Source organism: Shewanella sp. W3-18-1 (assembly GCF_000015185.1).
Classification (GTDB): Bacteria; Pseudomonadota; Gammaproteobacteria; order Enterobacterales; family Shewanellaceae; genus Shewanella; species Shewanella putrefaciens.
The window spans coordinates 335,623-356,911 of the sequence record NC_008750.1; the positions used below are offsets into that span (position 1 = coordinate 335,623).

The 21,289-nt window shown below is 45.8% G+C and carries 21 protein-coding genes; 12 read left to right on the forward strand and 9 right to left on the reverse strand.

Annotated elements, in window-relative coordinates:
- Positions 1-81 precede the first annotated feature (81 nt).
- Both SPUTW3181_RS01605 and SPUTW3181_RS01610 read left to right on the forward strand, forming a co-directional pair.
- The gene (locus SPUTW3181_RS01605) at positions 82-1,428 is read left to right on the forward strand and encodes a type II toxin-antitoxin system HipA family toxin (protein WP_011787706.1); all 1,347 of its coding nucleotides are present in this window, start codon (positions 82-84) and stop codon (positions 1,426-1,428) included.
- The gene (locus SPUTW3181_RS01610) at positions 1,425-1,871 is read left to right on the forward strand and encodes a helix-turn-helix transcriptional regulator (protein WP_011787707.1); all 447 of its coding nucleotides are present in this window, start codon (positions 1,425-1,427) and stop codon (positions 1,869-1,871) included. The genes SPUTW3181_RS01605 and SPUTW3181_RS01610 overlap by 4 nt, the downstream gene beginning before the upstream one ends.
- On the opposite strand, the gene SPUTW3181_RS22045 is transcribed toward SPUTW3181_RS01610, so the two are convergent.
- The 5 genes from SPUTW3181_RS22045 to SPUTW3181_RS01635 form a co-directional block, all read right to left on the reverse strand.
- On the reverse strand, positions 1,868-2,359 hold the full coding sequence (locus tag SPUTW3181_RS22045) for a type I restriction enzyme endonuclease domain-containing protein (protein ID WP_011787708.1): 492 nt from the start codon (positions 2,357-2,359) through the stop codon (positions 1,868-1,870). The genes SPUTW3181_RS01610 and SPUTW3181_RS22045 overlap by 4 nt on opposite strands.
- A 54-nt stretch (positions 2,360-2,413) precedes the next feature.
- Complete coding sequence (locus SPUTW3181_RS01620; protein WP_011787709.1) at positions 2,414-2,695, reverse strand: type II toxin-antitoxin system HicB family antitoxin; 282 nt, start codon at positions 2,693-2,695, stop codon at positions 2,414-2,416.
- A gap of 90 nt (positions 2,696-2,785) precedes the next feature.
- A complete protein-coding gene (locus SPUTW3181_RS01625; protein ID WP_011787710.1) occupies positions 2,786-3,202 on the reverse strand; it encodes a helix-turn-helix domain-containing protein in 417 nt (138 codons plus the stop codon).
- Between the two features lie 343 nt (positions 3,203-3,545).
- Positions 3,546-4,799 (reverse strand): GTPase, encoded by a 1,254-nt coding sequence (locus SPUTW3181_RS01630; RefSeq protein WP_011787711.1) that lies wholly within the window; start codon positions 4,797-4,799, stop codon positions 3,546-3,548.
- Positions 4,800-4,856: 57 nt separating this feature from the next.
- On the reverse strand, positions 4,857-5,222 hold the full coding sequence (locus tag SPUTW3181_RS01635; RefSeq protein WP_011787712.1) for a hypothetical protein: 366 nt from the start codon (positions 5,220-5,222) through the stop codon (positions 4,857-4,859).
- 126 nt (positions 5,223-5,348) lie between these two features.
- Between SPUTW3181_RS01635 and SPUTW3181_RS21305 the strand changes: the two genes are divergently transcribed.
- From SPUTW3181_RS21305 to SPUTW3181_RS22050, 10 genes are all read left to right on the forward strand, one after another.
- The gene (locus SPUTW3181_RS21305; RefSeq protein WP_011787713.1) at positions 5,349-7,034 is read left to right on the forward strand and encodes a sigma 54-interacting transcriptional regulator; all 1,686 of its coding nucleotides are present in this window, start codon (positions 5,349-5,351) and stop codon (positions 7,032-7,034) included.
- A 296-nt stretch (positions 7,035-7,330) separates the two neighbouring features.
- Complete coding sequence (locus tag SPUTW3181_RS01645; RefSeq protein WP_011787714.1) at positions 7,331-9,055, forward strand: type I restriction-modification system subunit M; 1,725 nt, start codon at positions 7,331-7,333, stop codon at positions 9,053-9,055.
- On the forward strand, positions 9,048-10,301 hold the full coding sequence (locus SPUTW3181_RS21310; RefSeq protein WP_011787715.1) for a restriction endonuclease subunit S: 1,254 nt from the start codon (positions 9,048-9,050) through the stop codon (positions 10,299-10,301). Before SPUTW3181_RS01645 ends, SPUTW3181_RS21310 begins: the two co-directional genes overlap by 8 nt.
- Before the next feature lie 12 nt (positions 10,302-10,313).
- Positions 10,314-11,159 (forward strand): hypothetical protein, encoded by an 846-nt coding sequence (locus SPUTW3181_RS01655; RefSeq protein WP_011787716.1) that lies wholly within the window; start codon positions 10,314-10,316, stop codon positions 11,157-11,159.
- Complete coding sequence (locus tag SPUTW3181_RS01660) at positions 11,147-11,824, forward strand: hypothetical protein (RefSeq protein ID WP_011787717.1); 678 nt, start codon at positions 11,147-11,149, stop codon at positions 11,822-11,824. The genes SPUTW3181_RS01655 and SPUTW3181_RS01660 overlap by 13 nt, the downstream gene beginning before the upstream one ends.
- On the forward strand, positions 11,821-14,982 hold the full coding sequence (locus SPUTW3181_RS01665; RefSeq protein ID WP_011787718.1) for a type I restriction endonuclease subunit R: 3,162 nt from the start codon (positions 11,821-11,823) through the stop codon (positions 14,980-14,982). The genes SPUTW3181_RS01660 and SPUTW3181_RS01665 overlap by 4 nt, the downstream gene beginning before the upstream one ends.
- A complete protein-coding gene (locus SPUTW3181_RS01670; protein WP_227498134.1) occupies positions 14,979-15,701 on the forward strand; it encodes a M48 family metallopeptidase in 723 nt (240 codons plus the stop codon). The genes SPUTW3181_RS01665 and SPUTW3181_RS01670 overlap by 4 nt, the downstream gene beginning before the upstream one ends.
- 42 nt (positions 15,702-15,743) lie before the next feature.
- Positions 15,744-17,054: an HNH endonuclease gene (locus tag SPUTW3181_RS21315; RefSeq protein WP_011787720.1), complete on the forward strand. Its 1,311-nt coding sequence runs from the start codon at positions 15,744-15,746 to the stop codon at positions 17,052-17,054.
- Positions 17,055-17,201: 147 nt separating this feature from the next.
- A complete protein-coding gene (locus tag SPUTW3181_RS01680) occupies positions 17,202-17,792 on the forward strand; it encodes a hypothetical protein (RefSeq protein WP_227498135.1) in 591 nt (196 codons plus the stop codon).
- Between the two features lie 313 nt (positions 17,793-18,105).
- Complete coding sequence (locus tag SPUTW3181_RS22050) at positions 18,106-18,261, forward strand: hypothetical protein (protein WP_227498136.1); 156 nt, start codon at positions 18,106-18,108, stop codon at positions 18,259-18,261.
- A 511-nt stretch (positions 18,262-18,772) separates the two neighbouring features.
- On the opposite strand, the gene SPUTW3181_RS01695 is transcribed toward SPUTW3181_RS22050, so the two are convergent.
- From SPUTW3181_RS01695 to SPUTW3181_RS01710, 4 genes are all read right to left on the reverse strand, one after another.
- Positions 18,773-19,708: an inovirus-type Gp2 protein gene (locus SPUTW3181_RS01695; RefSeq protein WP_011787724.1), complete on the reverse strand. Its 936-nt coding sequence runs from the start codon at positions 19,706-19,708 to the stop codon at positions 18,773-18,775.
- Positions 19,709-19,914: 206 nt separating this feature from the next.
- The gene (locus SPUTW3181_RS01700; RefSeq protein ID WP_041407885.1) at positions 19,915-20,121 is read right to left on the reverse strand and encodes a helix-turn-helix transcriptional regulator; all 207 of its coding nucleotides are present in this window, start codon (positions 20,119-20,121) and stop codon (positions 19,915-19,917) included.
- A gap of 9 nt (positions 20,122-20,130) precedes the next feature.
- Entirely contained in the window at positions 20,131-20,340 is a 210-nt protein-coding gene (locus SPUTW3181_RS01705) for a helix-turn-helix transcriptional regulator (protein ID WP_011919784.1), read from the reverse strand.
- A 115-nt stretch (positions 20,341-20,455) separates the two neighbouring features.
- The gene (locus tag SPUTW3181_RS01710; protein WP_011787726.1) at positions 20,456-21,289 is read right to left on the reverse strand and encodes a hypothetical protein; all 834 of its coding nucleotides are present in this window, start codon (positions 21,287-21,289) and stop codon (positions 20,456-20,458) included.

The following is a 21,289-nucleotide window of genomic DNA, read 5'->3' on the forward strand; positions in this document are numbered from 1 at the left end:
TTTGAGTAAATAATTACTCATTAATCACTTATTTTGGGTTTAATGAGTAATTATCTACTCATAATGTCTTTGGGAGCTTTCATGGAACAGTTGACCATTCAGGCGTACATTAATGGCCAATGGAGCGATATTGCACAGCTCTCATTCCCTGAGAGCGAACAAGGTAATTATCGGCTTACCTCGTTAGATTACGAGCAAGCATATGCATTAGCTGAGCTAGATAAAGACGACTTGCACGCCGTCTCGCTAAACCATCCTGTTAGCCTTTTTTTCGACGATCTAGGTAGACCAGGATGGTTACGCTTTCTTGATGACATCATGCCTAGCGGCGCAAGCCGTCGCTATTGGCTTAAGTATTTAGATATCGCAGACCTGACCTTAGACGAGCAAAATTTTGTACTTTTGAAGTTTGGGACCATCGCTCCCGTGGGTAATTTGCGGGTAAAGGAATCTTTGCCTAAGCGCACCGCTATCGCTGATACACTGAAATTCACCGTAGACGACGTTAGGAATCGAGCTGCTGACTTTTTGGATTATGCGCAACATCGAGGCGCTGCCGCTGGTGGCGCAACAGGGGCTGGCGGCGAAGCGCCCAAGCTTTTGTTACGTTGCGACGATGAGCAAAATATCTGGATTGATAGCTATCAAGACGAACCGCAAAACCGTGACCTTCATTATCTGGTGAAATACCCAAGAGGCGCTCGGTTGCCTATTGACTGCGATATCTTACGCGCGGAATACCACTATTATCACGAATTGGCTGAAATGGGCTTTGAGACCATTCCTACGGCTAATATGCGGCTCGAAGAAGGCCATTCCTACCCATCGCTATGGTTGCCGCGCTTTGATATTTACTTCAACGAACTAGGCCAACAACGTTATGCGATGGAGTCGGTCTATTCGATTTTGGGTAAAGGCGCGGGCGTTACCTTAGACCATGAGCAAACCATAAGAGCGTTGATCGATAAAATCACTCATAGCCATATGGTCTTAGAGCAAGGTTATCAGTTTGATGTGCGTGCTTTTGTCATTGAGTGGGTGCGGCGAGACTTACTCAATATCCTATTTGGCAATAGTGATAATCACGGGCGTAATACCGCGTTTCTTAGGGGCGATGGTTGGATAAGGCTTGCGCCTATCTATGACTTTGCACCGATGAAAGCTGACCCAGAAGGCATAGCTAGAACCACAAAGTGGGAAGCCCCGCTTGAAATCGGGGGAGAGTATGACTTTCTGGGCATTGCTGAGGTATTAACTGATTTGGTGCCTGCTCAGGAGCTACTGATAGATTTAAAACGTACAGCCCAGCAATGCCTTGGCTTAAAGCAACGCTTAATAGAGCGTGGTGTGCCACTGCGCATTATCGACATGCCAGCAATTGGCTTTGCTTACCTCGAAGACAAACTAACGCGTTGGGGATTAGCATGAGTGATAAACAAACGACTACTGAAACGGCTAAAGATACCATCGCCCGTCTTAGAGCTAATCGTCAGCAACGGAGTGATATTGCGATTGAGGCGTCACAGCATCGGCAACCCGTAAATATTGGAGATGCTCCAATAAAGCCAACCCCTAAACGCGCCTCTAAGCAATCAGGCGGTGTTAATACGGTAGAACGCAAGAATGCGATTAACGCTATCACACAACGGCTCTTACGCAGTGAGCTAAGCCAAGGGCAAGCTCTGAAAGCTCTGCGAGTTGAGGTGCTAGGACTCACGCAAGATGAGTATGCAAACTTGGTTAAAGTATCGCGCAAGACCCTCTCGGACGTTGAGAACGACCGTGGTAGTTTTAAGACCGATATTCTCGACCGACTATTTAAGCCTTTTGGTCTTAAGGTCGGGATTGTGCCTATCTCTGTTGGGCCTTAGGCGGCCCATTGCTCGCCTAAGGCCTCGGCTTGTTGTAAAACCAATTGCACTGCGCCATCAGCTTGGTCGGGCGGATATTTGTATTTACGTAATATTCGCTTCACCATAATGCGTAATTTAGCGCGAACGCTTTCACGTTGTGACCAATCCACACTGATATTGGCCCTTAGGTTATCGGTTGGCTCATGGGCGATTTTCTTTAAGATTTCATCGCCTAGCTCAAGCACCGCGGCTTCGTTGTTGGCGAGTGCATCGTAAAATTTCACCTCGTCATCACTGACCCCTAATGACTCATCACGCTCAGACTCTTCTGTGGAGACACCTTGTTTCTTGGCTTCGTGTTTTTCCTTCCAGTTGTAAAGTAGGCTCGTGCTAACTCCAAGAGACTTTGCAGCATCGGCAACGCTATAACCTTGTTCTAGCACCATCAAGACAGCTTCATCTTTAAATGCCTGCGGATAACTCTTATGTGATTTCTTCAGACTCATATAGACCTCTTAATTTATTGACCATACTGTCTCAAAATTAAGTGTCCGATGGTATTAGACCAGAACAGCGCAATAGGGCTGGATGTTTATGTCGATAATCGCCCACGACCAGCCAGGGTATTCAGGAACCATTTGTAACGTTTCTAAATTGCTTGCCTGTGGCGGTGGTATTTGGCGTTTAGCCAAATCTTCGAGATACATTTCAGCAGCCTCATGAGCGTTGTTAAGCGCTTCGTCTAGCGTGTCGCCTGCGGAAAAGCAATTCGGTAGATCGGGAAAGATAATCCCGTAGGCGTGTTCGTTGTCGCCCATTTCGATTGCTACTGGATATAACATAGCCATTCCTTTTGAGTGATTTTTTCAGTACTGAGTTGCAAGCAATCGATTCTCAATCACGAGGGCAACTCTCGTTATGGGGTGAACGATTTAAATGAAATCTGCGCAGGGGATATTAAAACGCACGGCTAATTTATGGCGCTGGGCAAGGCTTAATGGCATCTTTTCATCAATTATCAGGGAAACGGTTGTGGCGTCGCCGATTTCATGTTGAAAATCGGTAACCTTAAGTCCGTGCAGATCCATTAGCACGCGCAGCACGGCGGTACCTTTATCGGTATTTTTGACCGCGTTGTTAAAATCTTTGAATTCGTCACTCTGTTCTTCGTATTCGTTAATCCTTAATACGAGTAAATCGAGCAGCAGCCCATTAGCATCTAAGTCGTCAATTAGCGCTTCAACTAAGTTGAGTGCCGCTAAATAATCCTGTTTGCTGTTGAGCCGACGGATAAATGGCATTTCGGCTTGTAAGTCGTCCACCAGCTTTTTTACTCGCGCAATATTCATATATGACGTTACCGATTAACCCGTTGCGAGCAATTATGCGCTTTGCTGGTTAGGTTCACAATTTAAACCGAATCCCGAGGTTGCGTAATGGCAGAAAGAGAGCATTGTATTGATTAAGTTGGGTATTGGGATGCCAACATAATTGGATGGAGGTGATATTCTCGACCGACTATTTAAGCCTTTAGGTCTTAAGGTCGGGATTGTGCCGATCTCGCATGGTTTAACGATGTTTTTATGATGATAATCTAAATTTAAACCGCGAGCTTCAGCATCTTAGATAGAGCGTTCAAGACAAACGTATGACAACCAAGGGCTAGCCCCTGGTTGCATTGCAAAGTACTTATTATTGATCAGCTTTTAGGTGCGTAGTCTCTTTACCCTGGGCCTCTAACTGATCTACAACCCAGTCAAACACGGCTTGTGTACCAATAGGGCCATCCTGTGACAAGCGCGGATCTGGGTCAAACGCTGTTTCAATCAGATAGAGGTTCTGCAAGCGTGCTTTTGCTACCTGAAGCATCTCCTCTTTATCGTCCGGACGAAGCATGTCTACTTTGTTCAGACAGATCAATATAGGTTTTCCCTCTGCCTGTAATTTCTTCAGTGTCTCCTTGTCATGATCCGATACACCACGGTTGACGTCGACCACCAGTAAGAACAAATCCGTATGCTTGATATTGTCATTCACCAAGTCATTAACCTCAGAGCGAATGTCGTGAAATCCTGGGAAGTTAATTAGTTTAATGCTGCCTGTAGGGCCAAGGTCATACACTTTTGTATCGGATGTTGAGCCAGCAATGGGGCTTATATTACCGGTATCGACACCGAATACGCTTTTGAAGAGCGCATCTTTGCCGACGGAACCATCTCCCACCACGCTAATGGTTATACGTTTCAATACGTTCTGACGCAACATGGCTATATGTACTATTGCAGGGACCGTCTTACGAAAAGCTGGGCCCGCAATTTCTACAGCCAACCATGCACCGGAAACAATCCAGCCAATTGGACCGAGGAATGCTCCCACGCCGCGCACCAATGCTGCATTTGCAGCAAAATTGAGACCATTGCCTAGCAATGAGCGAGCCAGCATGTTGGCCAGAATGACGGACATCCGATACACCGCGAAACCACCAAACTGGTTAAGCATCACCTGCGAGGCCAATAAAGCGCCAGCGATTATCGCTCCTTGATCTTTTTCTGAAAGATTCATTGAACGCATTAGAGCGCTGCGTTCTTCATCGCTCATTTGTTTTAATGCATCGGAAAAGAGATGCTGAATAATTAATTCTTCGTTGACCTCTACTGACTTGCCTTCACTTACACCTTTAACCTTGAGCTTTTCACCAACGTCACAGACGATTTCGTTATACTCGACGCCAGGACCGCTGCGAAATAGGTTGGCAAAGTCGTTGCTGCCCATTTTGCGCAGATAATCGGCGATTTTATTCGCATCAGCGCCAGTGGTGTGGCGTTTCATTTCCAGAGCCAGTTCATCTTGGTTGGTGCCAAGGTAGCCAAGCAGTGGTGTTATGTCTTCCTTATTTTGGGCCAGAGACCGCTGTAAAACATCAACGAGTGAAAGAGCTTTGCTCATAATAATTCCTTGTAAGGAGGTGCTGTGCCATGCAGCACCAGTGTTCACTGCAAAAAGTTAGGCTAACGTCAGGACTAGATTGTCGCTGTCACCTATTGGGGCGACAGTAATACGTATTTGCGCTAAGGCTGCCCCTGCTGCCGTTCCTAGCAATGCCCCTGTCAACGCGCCAATCATACCGCCTAAAATAGCGCCCATCACCGTGCCGGTCGCTGCTCCTGTGGCGCAAAAGACAAAAATACGGTCGCTTGACGGATCTTCAAACTCAACACTAATACGACGTGCTTTGCAGAAATCACGCAGTTCGCTCTCAACGTTGTGAAGCAAGCTAGCAGGGATTTCGAAGCTTGTCCCTTTGGCTTGAACTGAAATAAAAGCTAACAGTTTACTGATTTGGTCTGGAGTCACAATTTGTATATTCATAGCTATATCTCCTTTGTTGTTTAGTGACATTACGATTGCTAATCGCGTGCCAAGTTTTTAAATTGAAAATAATATTTATTTATCAATGCTTTATTTGTTTATGGCTTAGATTGACTTTGTTGTTTGATGATGGAATCATCATTTGGTGGTTCACTAAATGATGAAGTCGATATAATGGAATTTAGGGTTATCAATTTTAGCGAAGAAAAATCCCCCAAGGATTTGGCTCCTTATTGGCATCAAGTCAGCCTGGAATCTACCCAACAAACGGTTTCGTTTACACCGTATATTAGCGACATCATTTCACAGGCCGTGATGAGTGAATGGAAGCAGGCGCTGGCATTGATCGTAGGCAGTGAAAATATCAAAGAGCTGGCAAAGAAGTACTCAGACTTTATGCCCTGGGTTGAAAACATTGCAGAGAAGGGACCTGAGGCTGTTTTGCAAAATGAACATAACCTCTTTTCTGGCTTATATATAACAGATAGGTACGACGTGGCCCAGGACCGCAATTTTGTCAGCCAGGCGCGAGCTATCTTGGCGCGCAAAACGGTCTTTTTGTTGCCAGATAGCTCGCCGTCGAACTCAGTGCTGCATCGTGCGGATGAGCGTAATGTATTTATACGCTCGTTTTCAGCATTACTTAGCGCGGGGAATACCTCTATCGCACTGGCAAAATCCGGTTATAAAACCAGTGGTGATAGTTCTATTTTTAACGCCGTGCTAGCGTCACTTTTTGCCAGAAATTCGCAGCTAAGGTTAGATGAAGATACAGGCATTCACATCAAGCCTGGCCCCCTACTTATTGAGGGGGATACTGGTACAGGGAAAAGCGCTGCGGCTAAACATCTGTCTATGAAGATGGGTAAAACAATGGTTGAGATTAACCTTGCCGCCGTCAGTGAAACATTGCTGGAAACCCGTATGCGGGGCTCGTCAATAGGGGCATTTACTGGTGCGACTAACAAAAAAGGTTTTTTTGAAGAGGCTGACAACGGCGTGCTCTTCCTTGATGAGCTACAAAGTGCAAACCTAGCCTCGCAAACACAGCTGCTGGATTTACTTTCTGCCATCAGCAATGATGTCTGGATTAGTAAAGTAGGGGACGATGCGGCAAAGAAAAAATTCAATGTAAAAGTGGTACTTGCCGTCAATGAGCCCGTCTCACGTCTGCTGGCCGAAGGCCGGTTAAGGCCTGATCTGTTTCATCGCATTCGTGACGTGGTGAAATTTAAATCACTCAACGAGCTGTTTGCACAAGAAAACGGCCAAGCGTTTTTAACACAAATTCTGACGTTCTACCGTTGGAAATCACTTGAACTTCCAGCATTTAGTACTGATGGTAAAGCGAAACAGGTGCTTTCACAGATTTTTATCATTTATGAAGACGGTGTCCTTGAAAAAATAATGAGGGCTCCTTGGCCGGGAAATTTCCGCCAGTTGGAGCGTTTTGCCTGGGATCTATTCTTTGTACTCGGCGAAAGTGTCGTAGTGACCAACGACCTTATTGAGCGTCTACTGAGAGAGGAAAATTCCCGCATTCCAAGCGCATTTATTGAGGCCGTGCCAATTCAAAGCGAGCAAACTGTTAGCAAAATATTCAGTGAAGTGGAAACCATCATCAAAAAACATCATTTCAATATGGCAGCTGCGCGGCAAGAACTAGGAATTTATAACCTGAAATCTCCCCCCGCGTTGAGAGGGTTTATTCTGAGAAACAAAGAGCAATTTAGCGAGGGTTTTCTTGCCGACTCAGCAATTACTAAGATCTTTACCGAAGCAGCTTTAGAACGTAAGACTGGGGCTGAGTGAACGATTTTTGTGTGCTGTGGTGAGCTGAGTCCCGCTAATATCATTTGTTCAAGATACTCGTGATTCACTAAAGCTATTTTTTGGTGAAGCGAGATATTTACCAGCCTTTCTCTTTTAAGCGGATTTTGTTCGGTTCCATATATGCTTTGGGCAATATATCGGCGTCGTTTGAACCGCGTCTATGCCTGTCAATTAGGCCCTACAATTAACAGACTGAAATCGATACATTTCACACATCCAATTTGGTTCGTAGGTGTTAAGATACGCCCAGAATCATTTTAAGGTTGCATTGTTCAATGACCCAGAAACTCACTCTCCAACAGCTTGAATCCTTCCTGTGGGAAGCCGCTGATATCCTGCGCGGCAATATGGACGCCTCAGAATACAAAGACTACATCTTCGGCATGATGTTCTTAAAACGCCTGTCTGATGCTTTCGAAGAAGCGCAAGAAAGCGTGGTGCAGTATTATCTCGATAAAGGCAAAACCCAAGAGCAGGCCGAGGCGCTGGCGCAAGATGAAGACGAATACGATAAAACCTTCTTTGTGCCGCAAACGGCCCGTTGGTCAGAGCTGAAAGACCTTAAACACGATATCGGTGCCACGCTCAACAAAGCCACCGAAGCGATTGAAGAGTACAACAGCAGCCTCGAAGGGGTGTTGGTCACTATCGACTTCAACATTAAAAACAAGCTGTCTGATAAAAAGCTGCGCGACTTGCTGTCGCATTTCAGCAAATACCGCCTGCGTAATGAAGATTTTGAGCGGCCAGACTTGCTCGGCACCGCCTATGAATACCTCATCAAAATGTTTGCCGACAGCGCGGGTAAAAAGGGCGGTGAGTTCTACACCCCAAGTGAAGTGGTATCGCTGCTGGTGGCTTTACTCAAGCCTAAAGCGGGCATGCGTATCTACGACCCAACCTCCGGCTCCGGCGGTATGTTGGTGCAAACCCGTAACTACCTAGCAGCCCATGGCGAGAACCCCGGCAACCTGTCGCTGTTCGGCCAAGAGATGAACCTAAACACATGGGCCATCTGTAAGATGAACATGTTCCTGCATGGCGTGCTCAGTGCCGATATTCGTAAGGGCGATACCCTGCGCGAGCCTAAGCATACCGAAGGCGGCGAGCTTATGGCCTTTGACCGCGTGATTGCCAACCCGCCATTCTCACTGGCGAAATGGGGCAAGGATGAATGCGATAACGACGGCTTTGGCCGTTTCCCCTATGGCACTCCGCCAAAAGATGCCGGTGACTTAGCCTTTGTGCAGCACATGATTGCCAGCACTAATGCCGAGGGTATGGTTGGCGTGGTGATGCCGCACGGCGTGCTATTTCGTGGCTCCAGTGAAAAGGCGATCCGTCAGGGCATTCTAGAAGATGACTTGCTGGAAGCAGTCATTGGTCTGCCATCTGGCTTGTTCTATGGCACCAGTATTCCTGCTTGCCTACTAATTATCAATAAACGCAAAGCGGCTGACCGTAAAGGCAAGGTGCTGTTTATCAATGGCGAGCTGGAGTACGAAGAGGGCAAAAATCAAAACAAACTGCGCCCGCAAGATATTGAGAAAATCGTCACCACCTTTAACAACTACCAAAACATCAAGCGTTACGCCCAAGTGGTCGACATTAGCGAGATAGCTGACAACGACTACAACCTCAATATTCGCCGTTACGTCGATACCGCGCCACCAGCAGAGATCTTTGATGTCCGCGCCATCCTCCATGGCGGCGTGCCCGTGCGCGAGGTCGAGAGCGAATACATTCAAGAAGAGATCCTGCAAGGCTTCGATGTCAGTAGCGTGTTTACGCTGAAGTCCGAAGGCTACTATCAGTTCCGCACCGATATCAGCGCCAAAGAGCAGATCCGCGAGTTTGCCACGGATGCCACATCCGCCATCATCAGCCAATTAGAGCGCTGGTGGGACAAGTACCACGTATCACTCAAGCAACTCGATGATGAAGTCGCAACCGCCGAGAGCGTGATGCAAGGCTATCTCAAGGAGCTGGGTTATGAGTGAGCGGGTTCCAGATGGTTGGATGTTAAAAATTGTTAGAGATACTTCTAAATTATCAGCAGGAGGAACACCTAGCACGCAAGTAACTGAATATTGGGAGAATGGTACTATTCCATGGATGTCTTCTGGAGAAGTGCACAAAAAACGCGTGCATAGTGTTGATAATTGTATAACAACGCTCGGCTTAGAAAATAGCAGTGCGAAAATGTTTCCTTCAAAGTCTATATTGGTGGCTCTAGCTGGACAGGGGAAAACGCGTGGAACGGTTGCTATCAGTGAGATAGAGTTAACGACAAATCAATCTATTGCTGCAATTATTGTCAAGGATAAATCAGTTTATCCCGATTTTTTGTATCACAATCTTGATAGCCGCTATGAAGAGTTAAGAGGGGTCTCTGGGGGAAGCGGTCGCGCAGGGTTAAACCTTGCGATATTAGGTGATCTAGATGTTTTGTTACCACCACTCCCTGAACAACAAAAAATCGCCAAGATTCTGACCTCGGTGGATCAGGTGATTGAGAAGACACAGGCACAAATCGACAAGCTCAAAGACCTGAAAACCGGCATGATGCAGGAGCTGTTAACCCAAGGTGTCGGCGTCGATGGCAAACCTCACACTGAGTTTAAGGATTCCCCTGTCGGCTGGATTCCTAAGACGTGGGATTTAGAGCCTCTCGCAAATTTCACGACATTTATATCTTATGGGTTTACAAACCCAATGCCTGAGGCCGAAGTTGGCCCATATATGATCACGGCTAAAGATGTGAATGACCTCAAGGTTCAGTACAGTACGTCGCGTAAAACTACCCAAGAAGCTTTTGATAATTTGCTTACTCGTAAAAGTCGCCCACAGGTCAATGATATCTTGTTGACCAAAGATGGAACATTGGGGCGCGTTGCTTTAGTAACTGACAGTAATTGTTGCATCAATCAATCTGTTGCGGTTTTAACACCAAATGAGCGAGTAATCCCTAAGTTTCTTCTCTATCTACTTGCTTCACCCCGATATCAGCAAGAGATGTTAGAAAATGCTGGTGGTTCAACCATCAAGCATATTTACATAACCGTAGTAGACAAAATGTTGGTTGGGGTTCCTTCGGTCACTGAGCAACAAAAGTTAGTAGATATTTTTGATAGTGTTTTTCGAAAATTAGAATTGACTGAAAATAAGTTGTCAAAACTGAATGATACTAAAAAAGCCCTGATGCAGGATCTGTTAACGGGTAAGGTGCGGGTAAATATCGACTAGCAAGGACGGGTAATGTTACAGGCAATTCTCCATGGAAAGGCGGGACGTATCGACGGCGACAAAGTCCAGTCGATAAGTTGGCGTGAAGTATTCAAGGGACGGGAAGACTTGATGACAGCGGCGGTATTTGGCCGCTTTGCCTATCTGTCTGCGCCAGTGCAAGCAACGCTTATGCAACGCTGGCTTGGTGTGACTGAGCCAGCGTTTGATGACTTTGAAAAGATCGATTTCTGGCCTAGTTATCAATTGGTGAGTAATGACCAAAAGAGAAGGGTTGAGCCAGATGTAGTCCTTAATTTTGCTAGTGCTACCGTGATTTTGGAGATCAAGCCACCTAATGGTGGAGACCAAGACATTGACCAGTGGCAGCGTGAGGTTGAGTCGTTTCTTCTGTCTGGAGAGCGCAGCCAGCTACCACTGTTTTTTTTAGCCATTGGGCGTATACCAAACAAATTCGTGTTTGGTAACTGGGCTAAACAGCTCAGTAAAAAACTTGATGGTATTAATGCCGTGGCGTGGCAACGAGTCGTTAACGACTTACTGGAACTCGATAATGGTAAGTTAGCGTGTGAGCCAAATACACAAGATAAGCGCATAATTGCTGACATTCTGCAAACCGCGGGCTTGTATCAGCTCAGAACACAATTCTATAGCTGGAAAACGTTACTTGACCACCCGCTACCACGCCTCAGCTTACAGCAAGCGCTATTGCGCGATAAACCGCCCCCCAAAGCGCCAGTTCAACCAGAACCGCAACCGTTTTCAGCGACCCAAGCACCACACAGTTGGCACGACCTCGCCGCGTTTGCCACAGCGCACCCCATTTCACTCAAGGACATCAGCACATGGAACAAGTAGATGATTTGCTATTGCAGGTACGTACCGCACACCGTTTATTGGCGGCGTATTATCAACGTATTGTGCCCGCAATAGGTGATATGGCGAGCATGCTAGAGCTTGATTTCTATTACTGGGGTAATGCTGATTTTAATAGCGTCCCAAGTGGACAATATAACGTCACAACATACGACCCATGGCGTTTGTTGCCCGCGATGAATACTTCATATCTCTATTACAAGTTCGCTGATAAAGATAAGAATAAAATTGATGTAGGTGATTATTTTGTAGAGTTTGCCGTGATCTCTGATACCGGTGTTGATAGCCATGGTGATGGTCATTCCAATGAGTTAGACGCATTGGAGTTGACCCCAAATGTTGATAACGCACTGAGTTTGCTTAGAGTCACGATCTGCGCGCCTTACAAATTGTTTGATTACAACTTGTATAACACGGTGTGGGCGGCCACTGCTTACCCAGAGTTTTCTTTAGAACCTAATCCCCAAAAAGATGAAAATGAAGTGGAATGTTTCGTTTGTGGCTTCGAGTGTTCGCTTGGTGAACTAATGCAGAAGAATGGCGTAGAGCAGGTGGTTGAACGTATTCAACAACACATCTCCAGCACCGTCGCCGCTGCCGAAGCCGAGCATGAACGTGTTGCTGGTGGGCAGGGTGTTGCCTCATGAGCAATGATGAATTTGACAAGGTAGAACGCCCCGCCATTGCGCAGCTCCATCAGCTAGGCTGGCGTTACGTTCCCGGTAAAACGCTGGCACCAGAGCATAGCAATCAAGAGCGTGATTACTTACGCGATGTAGTGCTGGTTAAACGCTTAACGCAGGCCATTGAACGCATTAACCCGTGGATCAATGAAGAGAACTTGCGCAAGGTAGTCCGCGAGATTACGCACCCGCAATGCGCTGGCTTGATGGAGTATAACCACGGCTTTTATCAAACCATGGTGGGCTATCTCTCGGTCGAACAAGACATTGGCAAGGGCAAGAAAGGCCAAACGGTTAAGCTGATTGATTTTGATGATGTCAGCAATAACGAATTTATCTGCACCAATCAGTTTAAGGTGGAAGGTACAAAGCAAACCATCATTCCTGACATCGTCTGTTTTGTGAATGGCCTGCCGCTGGCGGTGATTGAGTGTAAATCGCCGTTTATCTCTACGCCGGTTGCGTGTGGCATTGACCAACTGCGGCGCTACGCTAATCAGCGCCATCCTGAAGATTTTGAGGGCGCAGAAAAGCTGTTTTGGTATAACCAACTGATGGTATCGACCTGCCGGGATATCGCCCGTGTGGGCACTATTAGCTCGCCCGCACAATATTATGGTGATTGGAAAGATGCTTATCCGCTGACTGATGCGCAGATTGCCCAAGTAGATAGCGATAACGTGGTGCCATTAGCTAAAAAGTTAACGGTAGAGCAGCCTGTTGCCAGCGTTGACGCTGCGGGTAGTGAGCAGCCACAAGTGGCTGAGCCACCAGCAGATTACCAAGTCGCGAAGGTTACCGCGCAGCAACGGCTACTTGCGGGGATGTTTAGCCGTGAGAACTTTCTCGATATCGTGCGTAACTTCATTCTGTTTGAACCTGATGATGGCCGCTTAATTAAGAAAGTGGCGCGTTATCAGCAGTTCCGCGCGGTGAATAAAGTGATTCATCAATTAAAGACTGGCAAAACCCGCAAGGAGAAGTCGGGCGTGGTATGGCATACCCAAGGCAGTGGTAAGTCGCTGACTATGGTGATGCTGGCGGTAAAAATGCGCCATGACCCCGAGCTTAAGCAATATAAGTTGGTGTTTGTTACCGATAGAACGCAACTAGATGAGCAGCTATCTACCACCTTTCAAGGTGCCCAAGGTGAAACCGTATATAACGCGGATTCGGTTGCCGCGCTGCGTGACCTGCTGAAAAAAGACAGCTCAGACTTGGTGACTGCCATGGTGCAGAAGTTCCAAGACGCAGAAAAAGAGGCGCAGCAACAGGGCGACAAGAGCTTTGTTAACATCAATACCTCCGACAAGATTATTGTGCTGGCGGACGAGGCGCACCGTACCCAGTTTGGTGGCTTAGCGACTACCATTAACGCCGCTTTGCCGAACGCGCCCAAAATCGGTTTTACCGGCACGCCATTGTTGAAAACCCAAAAGATGGATACCGCCTTTGGTGGTTACATTGATAAATACAAAATCAATGAGGCTGTCGAGGATGGCGCCACGGTAAGGCTGCTGTATGAAGGCCGTGAGGTAAAAACCGCTGTGGCGGGGGAATCGCTCGATGCTCTGTTTGAAGAGTATTTCGGTGATTACACCAAAGAAGAACAGCAAGAGATTAAGCGTAAATATGGCGTTGAAAAGGCGGTGCGAGAAGCGCCCGCACGCATTCGTTGGGTGTGTATCGACCTGTTGAAACATTACCGTGAGCGCATTCGGCCTGATGGATTTAAGGCGATGATCGTCGTTGGCAGTCGCCACGCGGCAACCCTCTTCAAAAAGACCTTAGACGAGTTAAAGGCGCCGCCATCAGAGGTGATTATCTCCGGTGATCATAATGACCCGCAGTACATTGCCCAATACACCGATAAGGTTCACCAGAAGAAGGTTATCGCTAACTTTAAGAAGCCGTTTGGTACAGATGCACCGGGCACAGATGAGAAACAGCGCAAGTTTGATAACACTGCCTTTTTGATCGTGAAAGACATGCTGCTCACCGGCTTTGATGCGCCGATTGCGCAGGTGATGTATATCGACCGTAAGCTGCAAGACCATACGTTGATGCAGGCGATTGCGCGGGTGAACCGAAACTACAAAGGCAAGGAGTGCGGTTATGTGGTGGACTACTACGGTTTAACCAGTTATCTCACCGATGCATTAGAGCTGTTTAGTAGCGATGATATCGAAGGCACGTACCAAAGCCTTAAAGATGAGTTGCCTAAACTGCAAGCTGCGCATACGCGGCTTAAGGCGTTTTTCAAAGGCGTGACCAGTGATGACGTTGATGATTATGTTGTCGTCTTGAAAGACGATGCTGTTCGGGCGCAGTTTGAGGTGGCTTACAAGCGTTTTGCCAAGCAATTGAACGTGATTTTGCCTGATGCTTCAGCTAAGCCTTATATCCCGGATATGACCTTCTTTGGCAAGGTGCATCATGCGGCGCGTAATCGTTATCGTGACGATGGTATGGATTTGCTGGATGTGGGCGAGAAGGTGCGCCAGCTGGTGGACGAGCACATTTTGAGTACTGGCGTAGATCCGAAAATCCCGCCCGTGGATTTACTGGCCGCTAACTTTAAAGAGCATGTGCAAAAGATTAAATCGCCTGAGTCAAAGGCCTCCGAAATTGAAAGTGCGCTTAAGCATCACATCAATATTAATTTAGAGGATGACCCCGAGTATTACCGTTCGTTGAGCTTGCGCTTACGCGATATTATTGAGAAGACGGCGGGTAATTGGGAGCGCCAGCTAGAGTTGTTGTTGGACATGACCAATGACTTGAGCACTGCACATAAGCAAGCGGCGCAAAATTTTGGCCTGAGTGAAACCGAGTTCGCCTTTTACAATATTCTGCTAGCGGAAGTCACCCGTATCCATGACGGCGATATGATTGATGAAGCATTGCATGAGCAAATTAAGTCAACGACACAAGCGCTAGTACAAGTATTGGATGATGCGACTCAGATCGTCGATTTCTTCAATAAAGAAGACGAAATTAAACGGATGAAGAAAAAGATTAAGCGAGTGATATTGGAGCAGCCTTTTGGCGATAAAGCGCTGGTGGCAACGCTGCAAGACCGCTTTGTTGAACTGGCTAAGCACAAGTTTGGCAATAAGTGACAGCCGCCGCGATGCAAGAGATTGAAGTAATTAAACAAGCGGGCTACGAGGTGCGGGTTGAACGTACCTCGCGTCGAAAATCCGCCACCATTAAAGTGGAGGAGGGCGTGGTTGCGGTGGTAGTGCCAAAAGCGCTGCCATCGGAGAAAGTCCACCAGCTGCTGGCCGCTAAGCATCAATGGATTCTCGAAAAGTTGGCGATTCATGCGGAGGCGCGGCCATTGCGTGGCAAGGAGTATGTCTCTGGCGAAGCATTCCCTTATTTAGGTCGTAACTATCGCTTGAAAGTCGTTAGCGGCAAAGTGAGCCCGACCAAATTGGTTGATGGGAAAATTACAGTTACTGTGCCTGAATATGCCAAGCAAGCGCATTTTGTGCGCCGTGCGTTAGTCCACTGGTATAAGCGCAACGCTGATAAGAAAATCCGTGAAAAGGTAGACCGCTATCAATCGGTTGTGGGGGTTGAAACGGCTGTAGTGCGCATCAAGGACTTTAAGAGTCGTTGGGGCAGTTGTACCCCTTACGGCGACTTAGAATTTAACTGGCTGATTGTGTTAGCACCTAACCGCATCGTTGATTATGTTGTCGTACATGAGCTTTGCCATTTGCTGCATCACGACCACTCGCCACAATTCTGGAAAGAGGTTGAGCGGGTGATGCCCGATTACCGTGAGTGCAAAGAGTGGTTGAGAGATCACGCTCAATTGCTGGTGGTGTAGTGGGGCAATCGTTCAAATCCATTATATAAAGGGAATTAATAAATGAGTTTTCGAAAAAGCGACCAAAAGTTAAAAGTCATCCTCAGTGCTGTAAATGTATGGAAAGAGCAATGCCTGCTCCAATCCCGAGGGGTTTTTTCTAATACAAGAACATGGAATTACGCGAATTTTGAAAAGTTATATGAGGATTTTGTCAAACACCCAGATCCTAGTTCTGATAAAGATTTTTTTACCAAACTTGAGCACCAACTGAGGAATTCATCAGCAAATACTATAAGGCTCGCAGCTGAAATGCTTTGGTTTATGTCCTTGGCTTCAATAAACATTTCGACAAGGACAAAAAGAAGCAACATTAAACGAGTGTGGGAATGGAGTGGAGAAGCATTTGATGAGGGGCATCAACTACTCACAGATGGCGTTTTAGGTGGATACGCAAAAACGGGGGTAAGTTTTAATACCAATCGTTGGCGAGAACTCACTTATTTTATCAATGTGATGTTGGCATTTTACAAAGAGAAACCAGAAAAGCGGGGCGAGTTACTTGCTGAGGGGCAGACCTTAGCGCAATGGTTAGAAGGAATAGAAGATACTTCTAACCGTCAATTCAGGCATATCCTTCTGTTTTTATTGTTCCCCAAGCAATTTGAGCGGATAACCAGTAATACGCAGCGTAAGCAAATTGTACAAGCTTTTGAGAACATAACATCAAGGCAAGTTAATAAGTTGTTTTGTTGGCAAATTGATGAGCTTTTACTGGGTATTCGAAAACGAGAATCTAAGCGGTTAGGTACAGATGATATTGAATTTTATCGTTCACCGCTGAAAGAGGTATGGGATCCAGTTGACTCAGAAATTATGACTGAGGATGAGCAGGATATAAGTGATGAGCAGAAAGCAATAAAAGATGAAGAGCAACGAAGCAAGGAAATCGAGCAGAGTAGCAGAAGTGATAAAAATAAGAAGCAGCTTATCGAAGCTCGCAATGGACACGGTAAGTATCGAAAAAACTTATCGAAAGTTGAAACTGATTGCCGGATCACGAAAATTAAGGATAAAAAGTTCCTTACAGCAAGTCATATAAAGCCGTGGCGTCATTGCAATGATAAAGAGTGTCTTGATGGATACAACGGCCTTTGGTTAGCCCCTCATATTGATCGTTTGTTCGACAGAGGGTGGATAACCTTTGATTGCTCAAGTGGAGCATTGCTTTGTGCCAATGCTAATGTGGAAAGAGTATTAGAATTGTGGGGCATAGAGCAGGGTACATCTATTGATACTCTTAAAAAAGAGCAGGCTCATTATATGAAATACCATAATGAGCAGATTTTTAAAGGAAATGCAAAGAAAAAATAGCCACTCTTTTCCTTAATTCGGGATGTCGAGATTAAGGAATGTCACCTTGGTGGTTAAGTTTTTAAGGATGGATAGAGCATGGACTTCTTTGAATATTGGAACTCTTGCCTAGCAATGGGACTGACTAAGCACCCTGATGATCTAGTAGTGCTTGATGAGCTTCATCATGATTTAAATAAAGCCATTGATTGCGAGTTTGAATTTGGCTTGCCACCGGGGCCTTTCTTTGGCCCTTTAAAAACAGCGAAAATCGTGTTGTGCTACGCCAATCCTAGCCGTGATGAAAGCACTGCTGAGGTTGTCGCATCGACAGCATTGAAAGAGCGGTTGTTTGCTCAACTTGATGGTTTACAGTCTTATCCTTATCAGATACCGGGTTGGGATAAATGGTTTAAGCCAGTTGCCAATAGTTTGTTTGATGGGAATTGTGAACTGGCATCAAAGCATATCAGTGTGTTTAATTTAGTCCCTTATGCCTCTACCAATATGGACCAAGTACAAAGTTTTGCCACCAGCTTGCCAAGTGTTTGGGCGGCACAAGAATACCTGAGGCGGACACTAATCCCGCAAGCTTTGAGAGAAGAAATTCTGTTGGTGATGTGCCGTTCTTCTCAATTGTGGGGGCTACAGACACCTCATAGGGCTAACAATATCGTGATTAACAAAACACGAATAGGATTTACCGATGACACCAAGATGCAGGTTAAATTATGGTGCCGACAAATCGGAATTAATTAACGTTTTACTCGGTGTGGATTCTGGAGTTTTAAAAGGCCGTTGGCTCAACTTTTTATCAGACTAATGATTCAAATGGAGGTGGAGGATGGCGTTCGTTAAGCTGCTAGTGAGTGGTGACATTGATGTGTTTGTACTGGTGGCAAAGCCCTGGGGAACACGCCGGTCCTATGAGAAGGAGCTCCATTCAGCTTATCTATTTGACTCAGTTCCCCCTGAGTTCATCCGTCGCCTTTCTCATATTCTAGATGGCGTCTTGCTAGGTGGGCATATATCCCATGAGGGTGGTTGTGAAGTAATTTGCTCGATACCTAGAATGATTTCAGTATTACGTGGCATGGGTTGTGACGTCACCCCAGATGAAAACTACGATACGATGCTTGAGCTGGCGGCTATTCCACTTACCGCTGCGCAAAAACGCGCTAGGCAGGCTGATATCAAGAAAGAGCGCGACGAGGGCATAGTCTACTAGAGATTTGCGATTTAAAGCGCTGTAGTGGTAATGGCTCAGGCCTAAAAACGATTAGACCTGAGCAGGGTACAACGCAGATTGTTGAAGTTTGGCTTGTTTAGCCTTAAGCGTAGAGGCGTTAAACGGCACATATAAGCGATTTCGGTCTAAGCCTAGTCAAGCGCTTTGCTTTAATCCCATAGTGTCATCTGATGCTGTTTAAATTCCTTTTGATAATTGCGGACGAAAGCGCAATTGCGTACTCGATGGCTGTAATTATCCCCATGTTTGCGTTGAGCCCTCATATCAAATGTCATTTGTGCGGCGAATTGACTTGGTGTTAGCTCAGTCGATGCAAAAAAAATGGGGGGGCATATATGGGTTTGGGTATGGAATGAGAGATGCTTGCTGCCGTCCTCTTTTGCTAAGCGTTGTTTATTTATGATCAATGGGTTGTTTTTGATCACCCTCCTAACTCCTGTTCGAGATTGTTTGTCGTTGTTTAATAAATCACCGGCAAGCTGATCATTTTTTAGAGTGGTATGTGGCCGCTTCTCGGTTCATGGGGTGCTTGTAAGCCTCTATATGTGTGATCAAGCGGCATGGCATGTTCGAGTTCGGTTGCATCGAGCAGGTGCGATAGGCTGCTGGTTCTTGATGCGATACATTCTTTCAACTGTTGACTATGGTCCAAGGTCACAAACCAGCCATATTTGGTCTTTGTCGCTGCTTTAGGGTTAGCTGATGAGGTAGCGGGTGGATTAGCTTTATATAATTGCTTACGGTGCTTTTGTTCGAAGGTGATATGTGGATCAACCAGCATGAGATCCGTCGATAAATCAAAGCGTGCAGAAGGCTTGAGCTTATTGCTGATAAAGCCCTTCGCCTTTCCATTTAATTCTTTAGTATGCTCCTTAGCTAGGTAGCTGGAGCGGTAAAAGGCCACTTTTATTGAGGCTTTGTTGCCTCGTCGAATAATGCAATATGGCTTATCAACGAAGGCTACAGTGCCTTGCTCTTTCCACATATTTTTGACTAAGGAAAGGAGTTTCGATGAGTGCTGGACCCTATGACCGCTCAGCATTAGTTCTAGGTGGTAATGCTCTTTGTCTGCACCGTCTTGCTCTCTAGCACAGTGAAAAATGATTTTTGTTCGGTATTTTGATGACAGCGTGCTCTCCAAATTATTGAGAAACAGGCTGATGGCTTGATTATCTGCTGAGGCCGTTTGGGGATGTAAATCAATTCGACAAACTAACACCCTACAGTAATGGCTTAGCATTATCTCGTAGTCAGCGATAATGGTTTTAAGTGAACGATAGTCAAGGTCTAGGGCCTTAGGTTTGTAGACTTCGTATGCGTGATTTTTATATGGGAATAAGGCCGAGTTATGGCTATTAATGCAAAAGTGACGGTTTTGATTTCTCGAAGTCGATAGGGCGTTGGTAGTTGCTGTTTGCTTTGTCATTTTATTATTCTTGAATATTTGACAGCCTGAACGATTGGCGCGGGTATATTATTTAATATCCGCCGCTGTTCGGGGCTGTGAAGTATTGATTAGGCTTGTTGGTTAAGGTTTGCAGCTCATTGACGTTGTTTGGCGCTGTGCACAGATTGACTCAAAGTGTGTCACGAGCTGCGCTAAAAAAAGCAGGCTTAACCTGCTTTTTGGTTTTATTCGTTTAACCACTCATGCACATCTTTGAATAGCCAGCGCTGCAAGCCATGTTTTTTTATTTTCGGCGCTGGAAATTTCCCTGAAGAAATCCATCTGCACAAAGTCGAGCGACTGATACCTAAGGCTTGTTGAATTTCACTCTTTGTTATGAGCCTGTTGTCGTCTAAATACATGGCAAGTAGCGCATCTGGTTTACTAATCATTTATCTCTCCTAATTGATACTTTCGCGGTTGGATACCCATGCATTGAGTTCGGATAATAGCCAGCAGACATGATTGCTTTGTGGGTATAGCTGGCGGCGTTTTGGAAAAAGGCCTTTACGCTCTAGTTGCCATGCCGTTGTACGTGAGATCGAGGTAATACTTTTACGTTCGGCTTCGCGTACAAGGCGATCTGAGGATTCGTGATTTGATGGGTTCATGTTCACTCCCGTTTAGGTTAGTTCGGGAGTGATTTTGTCGAGATGTAGGAGTGATGCTAGCCCTTCTGCTAAGCAGAAGTGTTTAAAATAAGGTTCAAGATGTTGTTAATATTAGCTATTTTATTTTTGATGAGATTTGTTTATCTGTGAAGGATCTTTTTAATTTTGCCTTGATTACGGCGAGACTCGGTTTGGGCGTTTTTAATCGATTGACTGGTTTTGTGATAGTTTTAATCCAGTTGTAGATTGTGTGTTGCTCTGGGTGACGGTCGCTAAATTTCAATAATGCAGAGATGCCCTTGTTTGTGCCTTTCGCCGAGAAGTCTCGAATAATCCAATATATGGCTTCAGCTACATTTTCTTTTGAGGCTGCAACACAATCAGGGTCAAGGTAAATACAGTTTGCCATTTCAATCACTAATTCTTTTAGGCAGATAGTTTTTTTCGCTTTGCCTTGGCCGCCAGCTTGCGTTCTAGTTACAGTTGCCTCGAAACCTAAATCTGTGTATCTATCAGTCAGGGCTAAAGTGTCATTGCTACCTGCGTAATAGCCAATATAAACCGCCGTTTCGACGAGTCGATCTATTATTTTGTAATAGGGCTCACTTTCTGGCATTGAAGGTGAGGCGAGCTTTAATAGCGTCATACATTGAGTCATAAATACGTGTATGTTTTGCTGTACCAATTCAATTTGCGAGGATGAATGGTGGTTTTTGTTAACGTAAAGTTCGCTCCCAAGCCTCAGTAATTCATTTGTTCTGCGTTCAAGCAGTTTAATTAGCTCTATGCCACCAGCATTGCTGGCTTGAGTATCCGCCAGATTATCAGGATAGAAATCTTCGAGTTTGACCCCTAAGATCTTCAATTGGTCAGGCGCCATCTCTGGCAAAATCATATTTTTAAGGTCACAAATTCGAGCTTTTTTTACGTTTTTAGGCATAACGGCCAT

What these genes read in the sequence shown, in the direction of transcription:
- SPUTW3181_RS01605 (WP_011787706.1), top strand. Translation starts at nt 82, where the DNA reads ATGGAACAGTTGACCATTCAGGCGTACATTAATGGCCAATGGAGCGAT.
- SPUTW3181_RS01610 (WP_011787707.1), top strand. Translation starts at nt 1,425, where the DNA reads ATGAGTGATAAACAAACGACTACTGAAACGGCTAAAGATACCATCGCC.
- SPUTW3181_RS22045 (WP_011787708.1), bottom strand. Translation starts at nt 2,359, where the DNA reads ATGAGTCTGAAGAAATCACATAAGAGTTATCCGCAGGCATTTAAAGAT.
- SPUTW3181_RS01620 (WP_011787709.1), bottom strand. Translation starts at nt 2,695, where the DNA reads ATGTTATATCCAGTAGCAATCGAAATGGGCGACAACGAACACGCCTAC.
- SPUTW3181_RS01625 (WP_011787710.1), bottom strand. Translation starts at nt 3,202, where the DNA reads ATGAATATTGCGCGAGTAAAAAAGCTGGTGGACGACTTACAAGCCGAA.
- SPUTW3181_RS01630 (WP_011787711.1), bottom strand. Translation starts at nt 4,799, where the DNA reads ATGAGCAAAGCTCTTTCACTCGTTGATGTTTTACAGCGGTCTCTGGCC.
- SPUTW3181_RS01635 (WP_011787712.1), bottom strand. Translation starts at nt 5,222, where the DNA reads ATGAATATACAAATTGTGACTCCAGACCAAATCAGTAAACTGTTAGCT.
- SPUTW3181_RS21305 (WP_011787713.1), top strand. Translation starts at nt 5,349, where the DNA reads ATGATGGAATCATCATTTGGTGGTTCACTAAATGATGAAGTCGATATA.
- SPUTW3181_RS01645 (WP_011787714.1), top strand. Translation starts at nt 7,331, where the DNA reads ATGACCCAGAAACTCACTCTCCAACAGCTTGAATCCTTCCTGTGGGAA.
- SPUTW3181_RS21310 (WP_011787715.1), top strand. Translation starts at nt 9,048, where the DNA reads ATGAGTGAGCGGGTTCCAGATGGTTGGATGTTAAAAATTGTTAGAGAT.
- SPUTW3181_RS01655 (WP_011787716.1), top strand. Translation starts at nt 10,314, where the DNA reads ATGTTACAGGCAATTCTCCATGGAAAGGCGGGACGTATCGACGGCGAC.
- SPUTW3181_RS01660 (WP_011787717.1), top strand. Translation starts at nt 11,147, where the DNA reads ATGGAACAAGTAGATGATTTGCTATTGCAGGTACGTACCGCACACCGT.
- SPUTW3181_RS01665 (WP_011787718.1), top strand. Translation starts at nt 11,821, where the DNA reads ATGAGCAATGATGAATTTGACAAGGTAGAACGCCCCGCCATTGCGCAG.
- SPUTW3181_RS21315 (WP_011787720.1), top strand. Translation starts at nt 15,744, where the DNA reads ATGAGTTTTCGAAAAAGCGACCAAAAGTTAAAAGTCATCCTCAGTGCT.
- SPUTW3181_RS22050 (WP_227498136.1), top strand. Translation starts at nt 18,106, where the DNA reads ATGATTTCAGTATTACGTGGCATGGGTTGTGACGTCACCCCAGATGAA.
- SPUTW3181_RS01695 (WP_011787724.1), bottom strand. Translation starts at nt 19,708, where the DNA reads ATGACAAAGCAAACAGCAACTACCAACGCCCTATCGACTTCGAGAAAT.
- SPUTW3181_RS01700 (WP_041407885.1), bottom strand. Translation starts at nt 20,121, where the DNA reads ATGATTAGTAAACCAGATGCGCTACTTGCCATGTATTTAGACGACAAC.
- SPUTW3181_RS01705 (WP_011919784.1), bottom strand. Translation starts at nt 20,340, where the DNA reads ATGAACCCATCAAATCACGAATCCTCAGATCGCCTTGTACGCGAAGCC.
- SPUTW3181_RS01710 (WP_011787726.1), bottom strand. Translation starts at nt 21,289, where the DNA reads ATGGCCGTTATGCCTAAAAACGTAAAAAAAGCTCGAATTTGTGACCTT.